The sequence below is a fragment of the Pseudomonadota bacterium genome (assembly GCA_026388255.1).
In the GTDB taxonomy this organism is placed as follows: domain Bacteria; phylum Desulfobacterota; class Syntrophorhabdia; order Syntrophorhabdales; family Syntrophorhabdaceae; genus JAPLKB01.
In genome coordinates this window covers 99,232-114,807 of sequence record JAPLKC010000080.1, presented here as the reverse complement: position 1 = coordinate 114,807, position 15,576 = coordinate 99,232, and the positions used below count along the sequence as shown (strand labels likewise).

Sequence of the window (15,576 nt, the reverse complement as noted above, 5' to 3'; positions counted from 1 at the left end):
GTGATGCTCTCTGCGAAGCCATTATGGAAGCAGGGGAACTGCTTACAAAACATTTTCCTGCCATTGCCGGAGATGTTGATGAATTACCCGATGATGTCATGTTTGATTCGGGAAGAGAAACAGAATAAACAATTGGTTTTACCTAAGGCAGCGGCTTCCAGTTAATGCGCGAAAGCATAAACCGGTTATATATAACCCCCACAAACACTTTACCCTCGAACCAGCATTCAATGTGCGTGTGCCACGGGTTGTAGGGTATCAGAAGGGACGTCGAGGAGCGTGACGATGAGGTAACGAAGTTAAATGATTGAAGGCGAATTGGTATTATAATCAATCCAGCAGGTATTCTTTCCTTACCTTTTGCAGGCTTCGGAAGATATTTTTTTTCACATTCGGGTTATGTGTTTTAAGCTCCGCAATAACGCCCTTTATTAGGCTTCTTTTTGATGTCTTGCCGTTGGGGCATTCAGAGGAGATGACGGGTAGTTCGAGCGCTTTTGCAAGCCCGGTCAGCTCCTTTTCTTCGACATATGCCAGGGGTCTTATGATTGCAAGCTCGCCGTCAAACATCTCCTGATAGGGACGCATGGTGCCTATTTCCCCCTGAAAAAAGAGATTCAAAAGCATTGTTTCAATAATATCATCCATATGGTGGGCAAAGGCAATCTTGTTATACCCGCCTTCGTGGGCAAGGTCGAACAATACCTTCCTTCGGTTCCAACTGCACCAGAAGCAGTCGAAAGCTTCTTTTCCGTTCCATCCGTCAGGGTGCGGCGCAATGACGTAGGGGATTTCCTCTTTTTCAAAATGTTCGATTAATATATCCTTGTTGACCCAGTCAAAGCCCATATCTACAAAACATGCCGTAATTTCATAGTTTATAGGGACAAATTTTATCCGTTCCTTCATGATCCTGAGAAGAGAAAGGCTGTCTTTGCCCCCCGACACGCCTATCAGCACTTTGTCGCCTTCTTTAAGCATCTGATAATCCCAGATGGCTTTGCCTACTTTTTTAGTTGTAAAGTACAGGGGACCACTTATATTCATGCTATGGATTCTGCAAGTGCTTTTGTTTTTTCTTTATACTCGTCTTTCACGATGCCCTTTTGTTCACACCCGGTTGCTTCAATGCTGCCCGCATAGTCAAGGCCAAGAAGGCTGAAGGTCTTCTTGAACATATCTATGGCAGGTCTGCATGTTTCAATATCTTCATCGGCGCAGGTTATGATGGTGACGGCCTTTTTTCCTTTGACCCGTGACCCATAGTTCTCATCAAGAAAAGCTAAAGACCTGTCAATTACGAGTTTTAACTGACTGGATGAAGAAAACCAGTAGATGGGCGTTGCATAGACAATAATGTTGGATTCCATAATATATTTACGTATGTCTTTCATATCATCATTTATTTTACATATCCCTACCGGCATACAGGCAAGACATCCCTGGCAGGGCCTGATATTCAAGTCGTTCAAATATATGGTTCGAACGTTATGTCCTCTCTCTTTTAATGTTTGCGAAAATATGCCGGTAAGCTGGACTGTATTGCCCTCTTTTCGCGGACTTCCGAATAAAATAACAGTATTCATTATTGCCTCCCCTTGTGTTTCAAATTTCCTTATTATAAGAGGATTTTGCCTGAAGGGTCAAGTGGCGAATATATGGATATTATATGAATGCGGCATGGTGAATTACACTTCGAAATAACGTAATCTCCGGAGTTTTATAATAACGTAGACCTCTTTGCCCATCTCAAGGTGCATTTCGTCAAAGGTGCTTTTTTGAAGCTCGGCAAGAAGGTTGTTGTCTCCTATAGCCACCCTTACCCTTGTTGTAGAATTAATCGGCAAAACTTCGGTAACAATTCCCCTGTAACGGTTAAGGGCAGGCCCCGGCGGTTTTGTATCCGATATGAAGATGTCTTGAGGGGGTATGGCGAGCTTTTTAATGCCAATGCCTTCATAGGGAAGAACAATCACCATATCACCTGATGTGACTTCTATAAGCCCCGAAGAGAGGATGCGACAGCTATCGCAATTTAAGATATTCGGCATACCGATAAAATCCGAGACTACATCAGTGCCGGGATTAAAAAAAATATCGTTCGGGGATGCAATCTGTTCTATACAGCCGTTGTGAATAATGGCAATTCTATCGGCCAGTTCTTCTGCGCCCAACAGATCGTGGATTACAAATATTGATGTAATCTCAAGACGCTTCAATAGCTCCCATAATTCTATCCGGAAGTATTTCGATGTTTGCGGATCGAGCCCGGAGAAGGGCTCATCAAGAAGCAAAATCTTCTGAAACGGAGCAATGGCACGGGCAATTGCTACCCTCTGTTTTTCCCCGCCGCTTAAAGACATGGGGTATCTATCTTTCAGTTTTGTTATATTCAGGGCGTCCATAAGCTCCGACACCCTTTTGTGAATAGTTTTTGCAGGATATCCTTGTATTTTAAGACCGTAGGCTATATTGGAAGACACGTTTAGATGGGGAAAGAGGGCTAAATCCTGGAACAGGTAGCCTACTCCCCGTTTGTGGGGTGGGATACGATCCATCTGCTTATTGTCGAAAAACACTTCACCGCTGTAATCAATGAGTCCCGCAATGACATTAAGGAGTGTAGATTTCCCGGCACCATTCGGGCCAACAAGGGCAAGAAGTTCCTTGTCCTTTATTTCGAGGCTTATATTGTGGAGTATGTATTTGCTTATGTTATTCAACTCTATACGGGGCATGGCTTAGTCATCCGATTCATATATAACTTGCCTTCCGGGTAAACAGCCTCACACTGTACAGAACACCAAGGCCGATCCCGATGAGGATCAGGACCAGGACTACTGTCCCTTCTATGTCTGCACCGGCAAGTCTCATAAATATTGCAACAGGGATAGTCTCTGTTTTCATCGCCATAGAACCGGCAATGGTAATTGTTGCGCCGAATTCACCGAGGGCCTTTGCCCAGGTAAGGATAAAAGCAGCGATAATCCCTTTCCTGCTCAGCGGCAGTGTAACAGTGAAAAAGGCCTTTGCAGGCGACGCCCCGAGGGTCTTTGCCACCTCTTCATATCTTTGGGGGATCTCGTCCATAGCTGCTTTAATAAGCCTCGTTGCAATGCCGACAGTGGTTACGAACTGAGCAAGGAGGATGCCGTAGACGGTAAAAACTATTTGTATGCCCCTATCCTGAATGGCAATTCCGATAGGATTATTGAAAAAGATAAGGAGCATTGCGCCCAGGGCAACGGGGGAGACGATCATGGGAAGTTCGAGGGCAGTATCAATCACCTGCCTGCCGGGAAACCTGAACCGCGACAGAGCATAGGCGGAAGGGACGGCAAAAAAAACCGAGAGCATGGTGGCAACTGTCGCCGCGGTAAGGCTTAAACGGATGGAGAACAGGGTCCTTTCAGAGAGAAGGATATCAAGAAACAGTCCTGCCCTGTAGAAATAAAAAAGTGACAGGATAAGCCCGGCATACAGGATAAATATGAAAAAACTGAAGACAATGGCGAGTCGTTTGAAACTCATTTTTTGATCCAATCCTTCGGGACCGTATATTCACCACCGACGGGTTTTTTCTCTCCAATCCATTGTGCCGCTTCTTCAGGATTCATGAAGTAATGGTATTTTTTAAACAGGGACTTTCCTTCCTCGGATAAAACAAAATCAATAAATTTTTGGGCAAGGACCCTGTTTTTGGTAAATTTCGATATGGCGATAGGGATATAACCGATACGTACAACCTCCTGTTTTTTAAGGGGGATGGTTTCTATACGATCCGGACTCCAGTACTCGAATACGTTCCAGCCGATCACAGCATCCACTGCCTTCAATGACACAGCGGTTGCTGTTTTTTCGCAGCTTTCTGTATAATTGACAAGATTTTTTTTAAAGGCAGCCTTTTCTGCGGGAGCGAAATTCTTTTCAATAATCTCAACAGTGTACAAGCCAAGACAGACCCCTTCAGGGTTTGCAATGGCAACCCGGACCCCCGGCCTTGTGAGATCCTGAAGCGATTTTATCCCCTTCGGGTTTCCCTTCTGTACGTTTATGGTCGGGACAAGGTATACGACATAGCGCTCGGTTTCAGGGAAGACCAGCCCTTTCTTTTTTGCCAGTTCCATGAAATCCGATGAACCCGGAAAGTAGAGATCACCCGATTTACTTAAACCCATTTGCGAAAGCACAAAGCCTGAACCACCGAAATTGATATTTACCTTTACGCCTGTCTTTTTTTCAAATGCTTTTGCAGCTTCTTCTGTCGGGGGTTTGCTTGCCGCCCCGGCAAAAATTACCAGTTCTTCGCCATATGATGGGCTCGTTGATAAAAATAGCATGGAAAAAATAATTACAGCCATGCCCATGCCAAACAAGGTACGGTAGCAATGCATGATGTTGCCTCCTTTCTATTACAAGAGTCAAGCGTTAAATACCGTTATATCTGTATGTAAATAACGCTATAAAATAGCCCAAATTATCTGCTTTTGTCAAAGGTTATTTGTGTATAGAATAAAACGATTGTCAATTTTCATTTTGCTGAAATTTGTTTACAAGAAAATGGTATTCAACTATTTCGGTCTCTCAGAACCTGATTGTTATACCGGCAAGTGCAGTAAAATCATTCTCTGTCCTCGTGATTCCGTGTTTGATCCCCACATCGATATCAATCTTATCAGTAATAGAGCAGATAAGCCCTCCCAGGATAAAGGCCGGGTCATTGACGTATGAACGGTCTTTGCATGTTTCGATGCCTGCGTTGGCTACAAGTCTGAGTTTTCGCATAATCTTCCACTCGCCTGCCAAAGAGGCGTGAGCGATATATTTTTTTTCATCGTTCTTGCTATTATTCCTCATGTATCGCAGGTTCAGGTGTAAAGTAAAGGGCTCTAATTCCTTTGTTTGAGATGAAAAAGAATCGAAAGCGGACGATGCCGCTGCCCAATCCTTTATCATTATCGCCTGTAGGAAAAATTATGCCCGGTTTGATTGCCAGAAAGAGGTCATTCTTTTCTCGTAGAACCTCTATTTCACATCTATCCCTGCATCAACCACCCCGTCATTTTTGAAGTAGTTCCATCGGTATTCTTCCTTATGTTTTGATAGCCCATTGTTGCAACTATATCTATGGTTTCTATTATCCCGTAAGTATATAGTTGTAGCGGCTGTTGCGGAATTTGTTGTCGCTCCCTTGTCGGTATCCTTGTCATTTACATAGTCACCGGTAACCTCCAATTGAAAATTACCCTTTCCCTGGGTATATGCATCGTCGGTAATGAGTGGGTGACTGGTATATGATATGTCAACAACCGCAACGATTAAGCAAACCGTTAAAGCCAGTGCTCTTATTATCTTGCCCCAATGGGCAATAAATAAGTCTTTCATGTATAAAAAAAGCGGGGAGTCAATCCCCGCTTTTTTTACATCCTGTTCATCGATATTATTTGTGGTCACTCCACTTTCCGTATTGTTCTCTCAACATTCTGTGGAGAATCTTGCCTGCGCCACTTCTTGGCATCTCTTCATTTACAGGGGCTTGCGTCGCCCCCTCCACCGGCAGAGCCGTCGGAGCCTTCCCCTCTCGCTCACCGTGTGAGCTGCAAGAGATGCTTTTATGTGTGGTCACTCCACTTTCCGTATTGTTCTCTCAACATCCTGTGGAGAATCTTGCCTGCGCCACTTCTTGGCATCTCTTCATCTTTTATAAGGATTACATTCTTGGGAACCTTAAAACCGGCGATCTTGCCTTTACAGAAACCTGAGATCTCTTCCGGTGTTGCAGTCTTTCCTTCATGCAGGACCACAAAAGCGGTAACCTGCTCACCCCACTTTTCATGAGGTACGCCGATAACTGCAACGTCTTTTACAGCCTGGTGCCCGCCGACACAGTTCTCCACTTCAGAGGGAAATATGTTTTCACCGCCGGAGATTATCATGTTGGCCTTTCTGTCAACGAGTGTATAGTATCCGTCCTCATCAATGTAGGCCATGTCGCCTGCGCTGAAGTACTCGCCCTTCATTGCTGCTGCTGTCTTTTCCGGATCTTTCCAGTAACTTTCAAAGAGCATGGAGCTTCTTGAGTAGAGTTCGCCCACCTCATTCGGCTTTGTGATGAGGTTTCCATCTTCGTCGTAGAGTTTTATTATATCCGTACCCATGACCTCACGTCCGATGGAGCCAAGTTTTGTCATCTGTTCATGGGGCTTCAACACAGTCACGATGCCTGCCTCTGTAGACCCGTATGCTTCGTAGAGGTTTGAATTCGGGAACATCTCCAGAATACCGAGTTTTGTGTCCCGCCTTGCCGGAGCTGAAGAACAAAGGAGCTTCTTTACGCATGTTACATCGTATTTGGCCTTTACCGCATCCGGGAGTGCAAGAAGCATAATATAATGGGTCGGAACAAGAGAGGTAAAGGTGATCTTATGTTCTGCAAAGGTCTTCAGGAGGTTTTCAGGATTAAAGCTCACCATATTATATGCCATGACAGTGCCGCCTACCCATGTGACGACAAAGGAGTAAAACAATGAGTTGACGTGGCAACAAGGCATGACAAGAAGGTTTGTGTCTTCAAAATTAAACTGGTGGTCGTAAATCATAATAAAATACTGGGCAAAGAGGTTGGCATGGCTCTTCATAACGCCTTTTGGCCTCCCTGTTGTCCCGCCTGTATACATGATGACCCAGATATCATCCGCATCAACCGTTACCGCAGGCTCTCCCGGGCTTGCTGCTGCGATTATATCCTCATAAGAGGAAAAACCGTCGAAGTGTGGATTATCTATTGCAAAAGAGACATACTTTTCGACTGTAGTGAGGTTTTTCTTCATCCCGTTGACCGCATCTATCCATGGAAGTTCAGCCCCGTCTCTGTCTTTTCCGCCTTGTACTATAAATATCTTTGCCTCACAGTGATCGATTATGTATTCCATTTCCGGTTCTGCAAGCCTGAACATCAGCGGCACACAGATAAATCCGCCCTTTGCAGCAGCAGCATATATTTCGAGCCACTCTACACAGTTGTATGCAAGCACAGCAAATCTTTCGCCTTTCTTAAGACCCATATCGGCAAGGGCATTTGCAAGTCTGCACGCCCTGTCATCCCACTGCTTAAAGGTATACGCTTTGTTCATGTCTTTGATGCCTATCTTGTCCGGCCATTTGAAGGCATTGACCCTCAAGACATCCTTTGCCGTCATCCAGTGACCATTGTTCATGATTAACCCTCCTTAAGTAGTTTTAAAGTCAGCTTTTTTAAATTTACGCTTACTCGACAAGCTCCAGGAAATGATATACCTTTTGGGTCATCTTGTTCCTCAGAGCATTGTCTATTAAATTGATCATACAACCGGGGCAGGCAGTAACTACAATATCCGCTCCCGTTGCTTTGATGCCGTCCATCTTCTTGTCGGCTATCTTCTTCGTAAGGTCATAGTGATACACGCTGAAGGAACCGCCCATGCCGCAGCACATATCCGCGTTGGGCATCTCCACATATTTCAATCCCTTTAATGCCTTTAGGATCGCCCTGGGCTGTTCTTTAATATTCTGATACCTTATAAGATGGCACGGATCATGCCATGTGGCGGTCTTGCCTTCAAATTCCTTCCTCAGTTTAAAGTCTTCCGGTGGAATTTTCATAACATCGATTACGAACTCTGTGCTGTCCTTTATCTTCTTTTCAAAGGCCTCATACCGTTTCTGCTGATCTTCGTTGTCGGGGAGATACTTCTGATAATCCTTAAGCGTTGAACTGCATGTGCCGCAGGCAGTGACAACATAGTCAACCCCTTCGAAGGCTTTTATGTTCTCTTCTGCAAGCATCCGACCGGTTTCAAAATCACCGCTGAAATAGATGGCAGCGCCGCAGCAATTCTGGCTCTCCGGCACAACAACCTCTATACCCCTTTTGGTAAGAAAATCTATCAACTTCAGTCCCAGCTCAGGATATACAAAATCGGTTGCGCAGCCCATGAAGAAGCCTACCCTCATTTTTGGTTTCTCGCCGTTTACGGGTTTGTATACCGGTTTTACCATATCACGCAAAAAGGTCTTTGCCAGATTAGGGATGTGCCTTCCCTGTCCGAGGGCCTTTAAAAAGTCAGGCAAATGCCTGATATTACCTTCAGTCTTTGGTAGCATCCACTGGAAAGCCTTTGCGAGTTTTACATATCTCCCGAAGGCCTTTCTGTTTGACATAACCTTTCTAAATGCAAAATCCTTAATAAAACCAAGCCCTTTGTCTTTCACCATCTGTGCCCTTGCTCCCACGACAACCCGGTCAATCTGTGTTTTTGATGGACAGTTGGCAGCGCACCGTTTACAGAGGAGGCATTTTCCGATAATATCAGCCATCTCCTCGGTAAACTCCTGTTCGCCCTTCAGGGCAAGCTTTATAAGATAGTTTTTTCCTCGTGCAACTGCGGTTTCAACCTTCTCTTCCTGATACACAGGACAGAAAAAACTGCAAAAACCGCATTTCATACACTGGTCTGCAAATTTTTCAATTTTTTTAAGCTCTTTCAGGTCTTTCAAGCTCAACCCCCTTATATGCTAATCCCAGATCTTGCCCGGGTTCATGATGTTGTTCGGATCAAGAAGCGCCTTGATCTTCATCATCAGATCAACGGCAACAGGATCCATGGTTCTTCTGAAGAATTTTTGTTTTTCGAGACCTATGCCATGTTCTCCGGAGAGTACGCCGCCAAACTCGACAGCGCCCTCAATGATCCCGTCCATTGCCTTTAAAGCCCTCTCATAGAGGTCCTTGTTTTTTATATCCGAAAGTATGGCAGGATGGAGGTTGCCGTCACCTGCATGACCCAGTATGCACATCTCAACGTCATATTTCTTTGACAAATCCCTGCACCTTTTTATAAACTCGGGAATCTTGCCCCTTGGAACCGTAACGTCTTCTGCCATAACCGTAGGCGCTTTTCCAAAGACTGCCGCAAAGCCCGCCTTTCTTGCCATCCAGTATTTATTTGCCTCATCTACATCCTTTGCAACCCTGACATCCGTGGCTCCATATTTTTTCGTAATCTCAACAATCTTTTCAGTCTCTTTTTCAACTGCTTCCGGGATTCCATCGCATTCAAAGAGCAGCACTGCATCGGCATCCTTTGGAAGTCCCATAGGCATCATCTCTTCTATTCTGTTGATTACCCAGTTATCGAGAAGTTCAATCTTGCCGGGTATTACCCCGTTTTCCAGGACCCTGAATACGCTCTCGCCTGCCATTGCTATTTCTGCATATACTGCCATGATCGTTTTCTTTGCAGGCGGTATGGGGTTGAGCTTCAGTTCTGCCTTTGTGATAACGCCGAGTGTGCCCTCAGAGCTGACAAAGATATGGAGCAGATCATAACCGACTACATTCTTCAATGTCCTGCCGCCGAAGTTTGCAATCCTGCCGTCAGGGAACACAACCTCAAGACCCAGGATATACTGTTTTGTCACACCGTATTTTACACAGGCTGGGCCACCGGCATTTTCCGCTATGATCCCGCCCAGAGTAGCACCGAGGAAGCTCTGGGGATCAGGGGGAAAGAACAGCCCCTCTTTTGCCAGTTTGAGGGTCAGGTCCTGAAGCACGACTCCGGGTTCAACGGTAGCTGTCAGGTTTTCCTTATCAATCTTCAATATTGTGTTCATCTTTGTCGTGCAAAGGACAACCCCTCCAAGCCAGGGGACAGAACCGCCGCTTACGTTTGTGCCCCCTCCTCTCGGGGTCACGGGTATCTTTTCAGCATTGGCAATCTTCATGATCTCAGAGATCTCCTGAGTGGTTTTTGGAAATACGACGCAATCAGGTTCATGGATCCAGCTCGTAGTCCCATCGTATGAGTATGCCTTCAACGCTTCCGGTGTTGTAAGGACGTTCTCTTTTCCAACGATTTTTTGAAACTCCGATACTAATGATTCTTTTAACATCCATACCCCCTTATTCTACATATTATTTAAATTTGTTACACATTTTAATCTTTTTATAGCCTTATTTTCCTTTATTGTCAAGAAAATACACCAGTAGATTTCTAAAAATTGTATACCGTTTATTCTGTTTTTATTACCGGCTGTTACCTGATTTTTATGCAAACCTTTGGTTGTTGGCATGTTCATGAAGAACAATAAAATCTCTCTGTTTGTGATGTTAATGACAGGCAAAACCGTTTTTAATACGCCCGGGGCAGGTGTAAATATTCCCTCGGTTGCCCCGCAGGAACCCGATAAGGGTAAGATTTACTGTTTTCGCCAGATCTATGGCAAGAGAGGTGGGCGATGATACCCCGCAGATGATTTCAGCACCCAGGCGGGCAGCTTTTTGAACCATCTCAAAGCTGAGCCTTGAGGTTAAAACAACGACAGCAGCCTTAGCGGTGCTACGGTTGAATAACAATTTTCCGATGGCCTTGTCGAGGGCGTTGTGTCTTCCCACGTCTTCCGAAAATGACAGAAGTTCTCCTTCTGCACTGAAGATTCCTGCAGCATGAGTTCCGCCTGTTAAAGGAAAGACAACCTGGTTTTCCTGTATAGCCTTTTGCATGTTGGAGATAGTTGCGATATCCATTGTTACCTTCTGCTCTATTCTGCCAGTGGTGTTGGTCATGCCCTCGATCATATCCATGCCGCAGATGCCGCAGCTCGAATATGCTGTCGAGCGTCTTTGTTTATTCTTGAGACGGTCTTTCTTATTTAATTGAGAGTTCAAATAAACATTGATCTTATTCCGGGAAACATCACTGCAATAATTTACGCCTGTCACGTCTTCCATGGAATCTATAATGCCGTCAGTAAAGCATATGCCAAGGGCAAGCAATATTTCTTCACCTGGCATCCGCATTGTCGTATAGAAGGGCTCATCGTCAATGAATATCTCTAAAGGTTCTTCAACAATAACAATATCGTCAACCTGAATGCGTTCTGCATCTGAAAACCTTATGATTGAAACCTTGCCGGTATTTATTATGTCTCCCTCCATTACCTCATTATATCATAAATCACCTCTAATTGCCTCCCGCAATACTGTTACACTTTGTTACACACTTTTACCTTCATGAAAAACATTATCAAAAGAAAAATGGTATTTCTTCTGAATGACAATGCAGTTTCTATACTTTATAGCTGTCAATTGGAAGCTGAACCAAAAGACCGCAGAAGAGATATTCTGGTTGTTCCTCATAACCATGAGGTTATTACCCATGAAAGAACAGATACAGAAAGTACAAAATGCATGGAAGGAGGTGACCGGTAAGATAAAAATCAGCTTTTTGAAAAAGGATGGACGCTGAAATAACAGCGGGTCATTGTGGCAAAAATACCCTATTTACCTGAAAGGAGAACCTATGTTAAAAAAATGTGTAGCAGGAATATGTGTTCCGATTCTCTTAATTTGTGTTGCTTTTCTCGGCGGATGCCATCGCCCTACACCTGAAAAGATGGCAGACCGTGTTACTGAAAAGCTCAAATCAAAACTGGAATTGAATGAAGCACAGCAGCAAGAGCTTGAGGGCATCAAAGAGGAATTGAAGAAAAAAATGGCGGAGATGAAGAAAAATCATGCGTCCAAGAAAGAAGAATTCCTGGCCCTGCTTCAGAGTGACATTATCGACCAGGAAAAACTCAAGAAAATGATCAATGAGAAAAAGGCCAGAATGGATGAATTCTCATCTCTGATGATCGACAAACTGACAAAGTTTCACAGCACGCTCAGCCCTGAACAAAAGGAACGGCTCGTGAAATATCTGAGAGACCGTCATAATTGCTGGAATTGACAAAAACGGCGCCCGTCGTGAAGCGAGAAGCGGGCGCCGTTTCCCTGAACTTTGGAGCCTATATTGAAGAAAACAATCCTTATTATCGATGATGACGAGAAACTCAACCATTTACTGAAGGATTATCTCGGTAATTATGGGTTTTCCATCGAAAGTGCTACCCGCCCCGAAGAGGGGATGAAGAAAATTAAAACACTTCAGCCGCAACTGATCATCCTTGATGTGATGCTACCCGGTATGAATGGTTTTGAAGTCTGCAAGCAGATACGACGATCCCATACAACCCCGATTCTCATGCTCACTGCGAGAGGGGAAGTTACCGACAGGATTGTGGGACTCGAACTGGGCGCAGATGATTATCTCGCCAAACCCTTTGAGCCCCGGGAATTGGTTGCACGTATTCAGTCAATTCTCAGGCGTACAGGAAATTCTACAGTTACCCCTAAGCGACGGTTCGGACCTCTTTTCATCGATTTTCAGAGACGGACAGTCCTGCTCAACAATGAACCCGTCGATCTGACCACCACTGAGTTCCAGGCACTGTCCTTGCTGGCAAATAATGCGGGCATTGTGATGAGCCGTGACCATATAATGGATGCCCTGCGGGGGATTGAATACGAGGCCTTTGACCGCTCCGTGGATATAGTTATGAGCCGCCTCCGTTCGAAATTGCTGGATGACCCGAAGTCGCCTTTATTCATTAAAACTGTCTGGGGAACCGGATATGTCTTTATTGTCGAGGAGAGCGAAGATGGCGAATAGCAGATTTCAGAGGCTCATTCATTCGGTTTTTACAAAAATTCTTCTCACTCTCCTGGCTGCCGGAATCAGCATAAATCTCATTGTAGCCGTATTTTTTATTCATGCTGCAAAGGAAACCTGGAGAGGGGCGTGGCAGTACAACATTGATCAGTATCTCGACTACATCATTAAAGACCTGGGAACGCCGCCGAGCCTGGATCGGGCAAAGGAGATCGTCAAACAATCTGCCCTGCAGATACGCTACGAAAGTCCGGATCTGACATGGACAACATCGAATGAAATCCCCCAGAGTGGCAAGCTCCGATTAAAAAATGATCAAAAGAACCGATTTATAAGGATACCCTTCAAAAATGGGAAACATATTATCACCTTATCGCAAGGCCCCCACGTATACATTTTCAGTTTTCAAACCCATCCCCCGCTGGAGATCAGGAAGATAGTATTTATAATCGTGTTGATTCTTCTCCTGACGATTGTTGTCCTGGCTGCCTACCTCGTAATCAGGCATATCCTGAGACCTGTGAAATCTCTTTCCGAAGGTGTCCGGCAGGTCGGCAACGGCCATCTCGATCACCGGGTTCCCTCAAGTCACACAACAGAGTTCAATCATCTTGCAGAGGCTTTCAACGCCATGACGCTTCGGGTCCAAAGCATGCTCTATGCCAAAGATCAGCTTCTTCTGGATGTAAGCCATGAATTGCGGTCCCCCTTAACGCGCGTGAAAGTTGCTCTTGAATTGATGCCTGATGGGCAGACGAAAGAGAACATCGCCGACGATATCCGGGAAATGGAAATAATGATCTCTGAAATATTGGAAGCTGCCAGGCTGAGGAATACAACAGAGGGCCTGCGCATTGAAGCAATATCTGTCGAGGCTTTCTTCCACGAAATTTCTGCAATCTATGCGAACAGACCGCCGGGAATCAGGATCGACAACATTCCGGACAACGCCTGCATCCACGGCGATCCTATGCTCGTGAAAATTGTTTTCAATAATATTATCAATAATGCCGTCAAGTATTCCCCTCATGACGGTGAACCTGTAAGGCTCTTATGGAAGGAAGATCCTCAATACGCAATTATTCAGATTCATGACCGGGGTATCGGTATTCCGGAAACAGAACTGCCCTATATCTTTGAACCTTTCTACCGGGTAGACAAGTCGCGATCCAGACATACAGGGGGATACGGATTGGGTCTGAGCCTCTGCAAGACAATTATGGAGTCTCACCAGGGGAAGATAGAAGTCGAGAGCACTCCGGGAACCGGCACAATTGTCTCCCTCTTTTTCCCTTTGTTCCATGATAATTGTTAGAATTCTGAGGAAGATAATAAATCAGAATATGAAAGAGGAGTAAAATATGGCAACACATACACTGAAAAAACAGAGTTTGAAATTCTTTCTCATAATTATTGCAAGCACAGTGTTTGATGTTCTTCTACATCAAGTGCAGCAGGATCCATTGATGAATGTGAGCACCAGAGTTCAAAGCATTGTGATAACATCCGGCTGGTTTCTGCCGGCTGCTTCTGCATCTCTTATCTTGGCATTCTGCATCAAGGGACTGATATTTCTTATGATTCAGAAAAACCTCCCGGGAACAAAGCTTCAAAAAGGCGGAGCCTTCGGAATTGCATTGGGCGGAATGTATTTCATCGGCATGATCGAAGCCTATGTGCTCTTTCCGGTCTCCTTTTTCGGCGAAGTCTATACAGGAATAGCCGATGGCTGCGCAATACTGTGCATGAGTCTCCTGCTCGGGAAGTATATGTCCGATGATATGCCGGATAGGGAGAAAGACAGGCATAGAGCATTCCCTGCTATGATGATAATTTCTGTGACATATGTGGCAATGAGATATTTCTCTTACACAGTGCTTCATATTGAGTCAACCTATGCTGTACGACCGCTCGCAACTTTCCTGTGGACAGCGGCAATGGGCTGTTGGGTTGGAGTCATGTACGGATTGGTCGGCAGGCATATAGGGCAGGGAAGTCCTCTGAAACAGGCCCTGTTGTTTGGCGGGATTATCTTCGGGCTCAACTGGTTTATCTTTAATTTATTTGCACTATTATTTATTGATTATCCGGTATCGGACTTATTGTATCGCTGTGTTTTTGATGCGATTGCAATAGTAATAGGAGTATATATATCCTTGCTGTTTCAAAAATCTCATAACAGGCAACATAAAGGATGTTGAAGACATTGGCGGGAGATGTGTGTTTGCCTTAATCACAAAAGGGAGGCAAAAAAATGAGCTATGACAGAGTAAATGAGAGAATGGTAAATCGACTTCTTGCCGGCAAGACAGCCATCATAACCGGCGCCAGTTCCGGCATAGGACGTGCCACAGCTTTGACCCTCGCGCAGGCAGGCGCTGCGGTGGTGATTCAGGCTCGCCGTAAAGAAAGGCTGGATGAACTGGCTTCGGAAATTTCCGACCACAATGGTAAAGCTCTCGTTGTGGCAGGTGACGCAAGCATTCAGACAGACATTGATTTGCTTCTTAACAGCGCTTTAGCTTGGGAAGAAGGAGGGTACAAGTATGATATCGTTGTTGCCAACGCGGGCCACGGACTGGCAGGCAGCATACTCAACAGCGACGAATCCAGGTGGCAGGAACTTTACCAGGTCAATGTTCTTGGTGCGGCCTACCTGATGCGCCGTGCCGGACAATACATGATCCAACAGAAAAGAGGAGACATAATAGCCATCGGTTCGGTAGTCGGACGAAACATCTCGCCCTTCGGCAGCTTTTACGGTTCAAGCAAATTCGCCGTTTCTGCATTTGCGGAAGCTCTTCGCCGTGAAATCTGCGTACATGGAGTGCGTGTTTCCCTGGTTATGCCCGGTATCGTGCTTAGCGAATTCCAGGGGGTAGCCGGTTACAATGAGGAGAACTTCTTCAATACGGTTGACCAATTCGGTAAATTAGTTGAACCCCAGGATATTGCCGAAGGAATTTACTGGCTGCTTACATTGCCGCCTCATGTCAATGTCAACGAAATCATGATTCGCCCTACCGGTCAGAACTATCCGTAA

At 45.2% G+C, this 15,576-nt stretch carries 17 protein-coding genes; 5 read left to right on the top strand and 12 right to left on the bottom strand.

Annotated features, from left to right (window positions below; genetic code table 11):
- Positions 1–330: 330 nt before the first annotated feature.
- The 12 genes from NT178_09665 to fdhD all read right to left on the bottom strand — a co-directional run bounded on the left by NT178_09665 (position 331) and on the right by fdhD (position 10,978).
- On the bottom strand, positions 331–1,047 hold the full coding sequence (locus NT178_09665; GenBank protein ID MCX5812795.1) for a tRNA 2-thiocytidine(32) synthetase TtcA: 717 nt from the start codon (positions 1,045–1,047) through the stop codon (positions 331–333).
- On the bottom strand, positions 1,044–1,586 hold the full coding sequence (locus NT178_09660; protein MCX5812794.1) for a flavodoxin family protein: 543 nt from the start codon (positions 1,584–1,586) through the stop codon (positions 1,044–1,046). The genes NT178_09665 and NT178_09660 overlap by 4 nt, the downstream gene beginning before the upstream one ends.
- 102 nt (positions 1,587–1,688) lie before the next feature.
- Positions 1,689–2,738, bottom strand: a complete 1,050-nt coding sequence (locus tag NT178_09655) for an ABC transporter ATP-binding protein (GenBank protein ID MCX5812793.1) — start codon at positions 2,736–2,738, stop codon at positions 1,689–1,691.
- Positions 2,739–2,754: 16 nt separating this feature from the next.
- Positions 2,755–3,531 carry an ABC transporter permease gene (locus NT178_09650; protein ID MCX5812792.1) on the bottom strand — a complete coding sequence of 259 codons (777 nt, stop codon included), beginning with the start codon at positions 3,529–3,531 and terminating at the stop codon, positions 2,755–2,757.
- Complete coding sequence (gene modA / locus NT178_09645) at positions 3,528–4,394, bottom strand: molybdate ABC transporter substrate-binding protein (protein ID MCX5812791.1); 867 nt, start codon at positions 4,392–4,394, stop codon at positions 3,528–3,530. Before modA ends, NT178_09650 begins: the two co-directional genes overlap by 4 nt.
- A 190-nt stretch (positions 4,395–4,584) precedes the next feature.
- Positions 4,585–4,956: a transporter gene (locus tag NT178_09640; protein MCX5812790.1), complete on the bottom strand. Its 372-nt coding sequence runs from the start codon at positions 4,954–4,956 to the stop codon at positions 4,585–4,587.
- A gap of 69 nt (positions 4,957–5,025) precedes the next feature.
- Positions 5,026–5,454 (bottom strand): hypothetical protein, encoded by a 429-nt coding sequence (locus NT178_09635; GenBank protein ID MCX5812789.1) that lies wholly within the window; start codon positions 5,452–5,454, stop codon positions 5,026–5,028.
- The gene (locus NT178_09630) at positions 5,441–5,626 is read right to left on the bottom strand and encodes a hypothetical protein (GenBank protein ID MCX5812788.1); all 186 of its coding nucleotides are present in this window, start codon (positions 5,624–5,626) and stop codon (positions 5,441–5,443) included. Before NT178_09630 ends, NT178_09635 begins: the two co-directional genes overlap by 14 nt.
- Positions 5,613–7,217, bottom strand: coding sequence for an AMP-binding protein (locus NT178_09625; GenBank protein MCX5812787.1), 1,605 nt, complete (start codon positions 7,215–7,217; stop codon positions 5,613–5,615). Before NT178_09625 ends, NT178_09630 begins: the two co-directional genes overlap by 14 nt.
- Before the next feature lie 49 nt (positions 7,218–7,266).
- The gene (locus NT178_09620) at positions 7,267–8,535 is read right to left on the bottom strand and encodes a (Fe-S)-binding protein (GenBank protein ID MCX5812786.1); all 1,269 of its coding nucleotides are present in this window, start codon (positions 8,533–8,535) and stop codon (positions 7,267–7,269) included.
- A gap of 18 nt (positions 8,536–8,553) precedes the next feature.
- Entirely contained in the window at positions 8,554–9,933 is a 1,380-nt protein-coding gene (locus NT178_09615) for an FAD-binding protein (protein MCX5812785.1), read from the bottom strand.
- Between the two features lie 217 nt (positions 9,934–10,150).
- The gene (gene fdhD / locus NT178_09610) at positions 10,151–10,978 is read right to left on the bottom strand and encodes a formate dehydrogenase accessory sulfurtransferase FdhD (protein ID MCX5812784.1); all 828 of its coding nucleotides are present in this window, start codon (positions 10,976–10,978) and stop codon (positions 10,151–10,153) included.
- Positions 10,979–11,342: 364 nt separating this feature from the next.
- On the opposite strand from fdhD, the gene NT178_09605 reads away from it, so the two are divergent.
- From NT178_09605 to NT178_09585, 5 genes are all read left to right on the top strand, one after another.
- On the top strand, positions 11,343–11,771 hold the full coding sequence (locus NT178_09605; protein MCX5812783.1) for a Spy/CpxP family protein refolding chaperone: 429 nt from the start codon (positions 11,343–11,345) through the stop codon (positions 11,769–11,771).
- Between the two features lie 63 nt (positions 11,772–11,834).
- Positions 11,835–12,533 carry a response regulator transcription factor gene (locus NT178_09600; protein MCX5812782.1) on the top strand — a complete coding sequence of 233 codons (699 nt, stop codon included), beginning with the start codon at positions 11,835–11,837 and terminating at the stop codon, positions 12,531–12,533.
- Positions 12,523–13,848, top strand: coding sequence for a HAMP domain-containing sensor histidine kinase (locus NT178_09595; protein MCX5812781.1), 1,326 nt, complete (start codon positions 12,523–12,525; stop codon positions 13,846–13,848). The genes NT178_09600 and NT178_09595 overlap by 11 nt, the downstream gene beginning before the upstream one ends.
- Positions 13,849–13,894: 46 nt before the next feature.
- Positions 13,895–14,734 (top strand): hypothetical protein, encoded by an 840-nt coding sequence (locus NT178_09590; protein MCX5812780.1) that lies wholly within the window; start codon positions 13,895–13,897, stop codon positions 14,732–14,734.
- A 53-nt stretch (positions 14,735–14,787) separates the two neighbouring features.
- Entirely contained in the window at positions 14,788–15,576 is a 789-nt protein-coding gene (locus NT178_09585; GenBank protein ID MCX5812779.1) for an SDR family oxidoreductase, read from the top strand.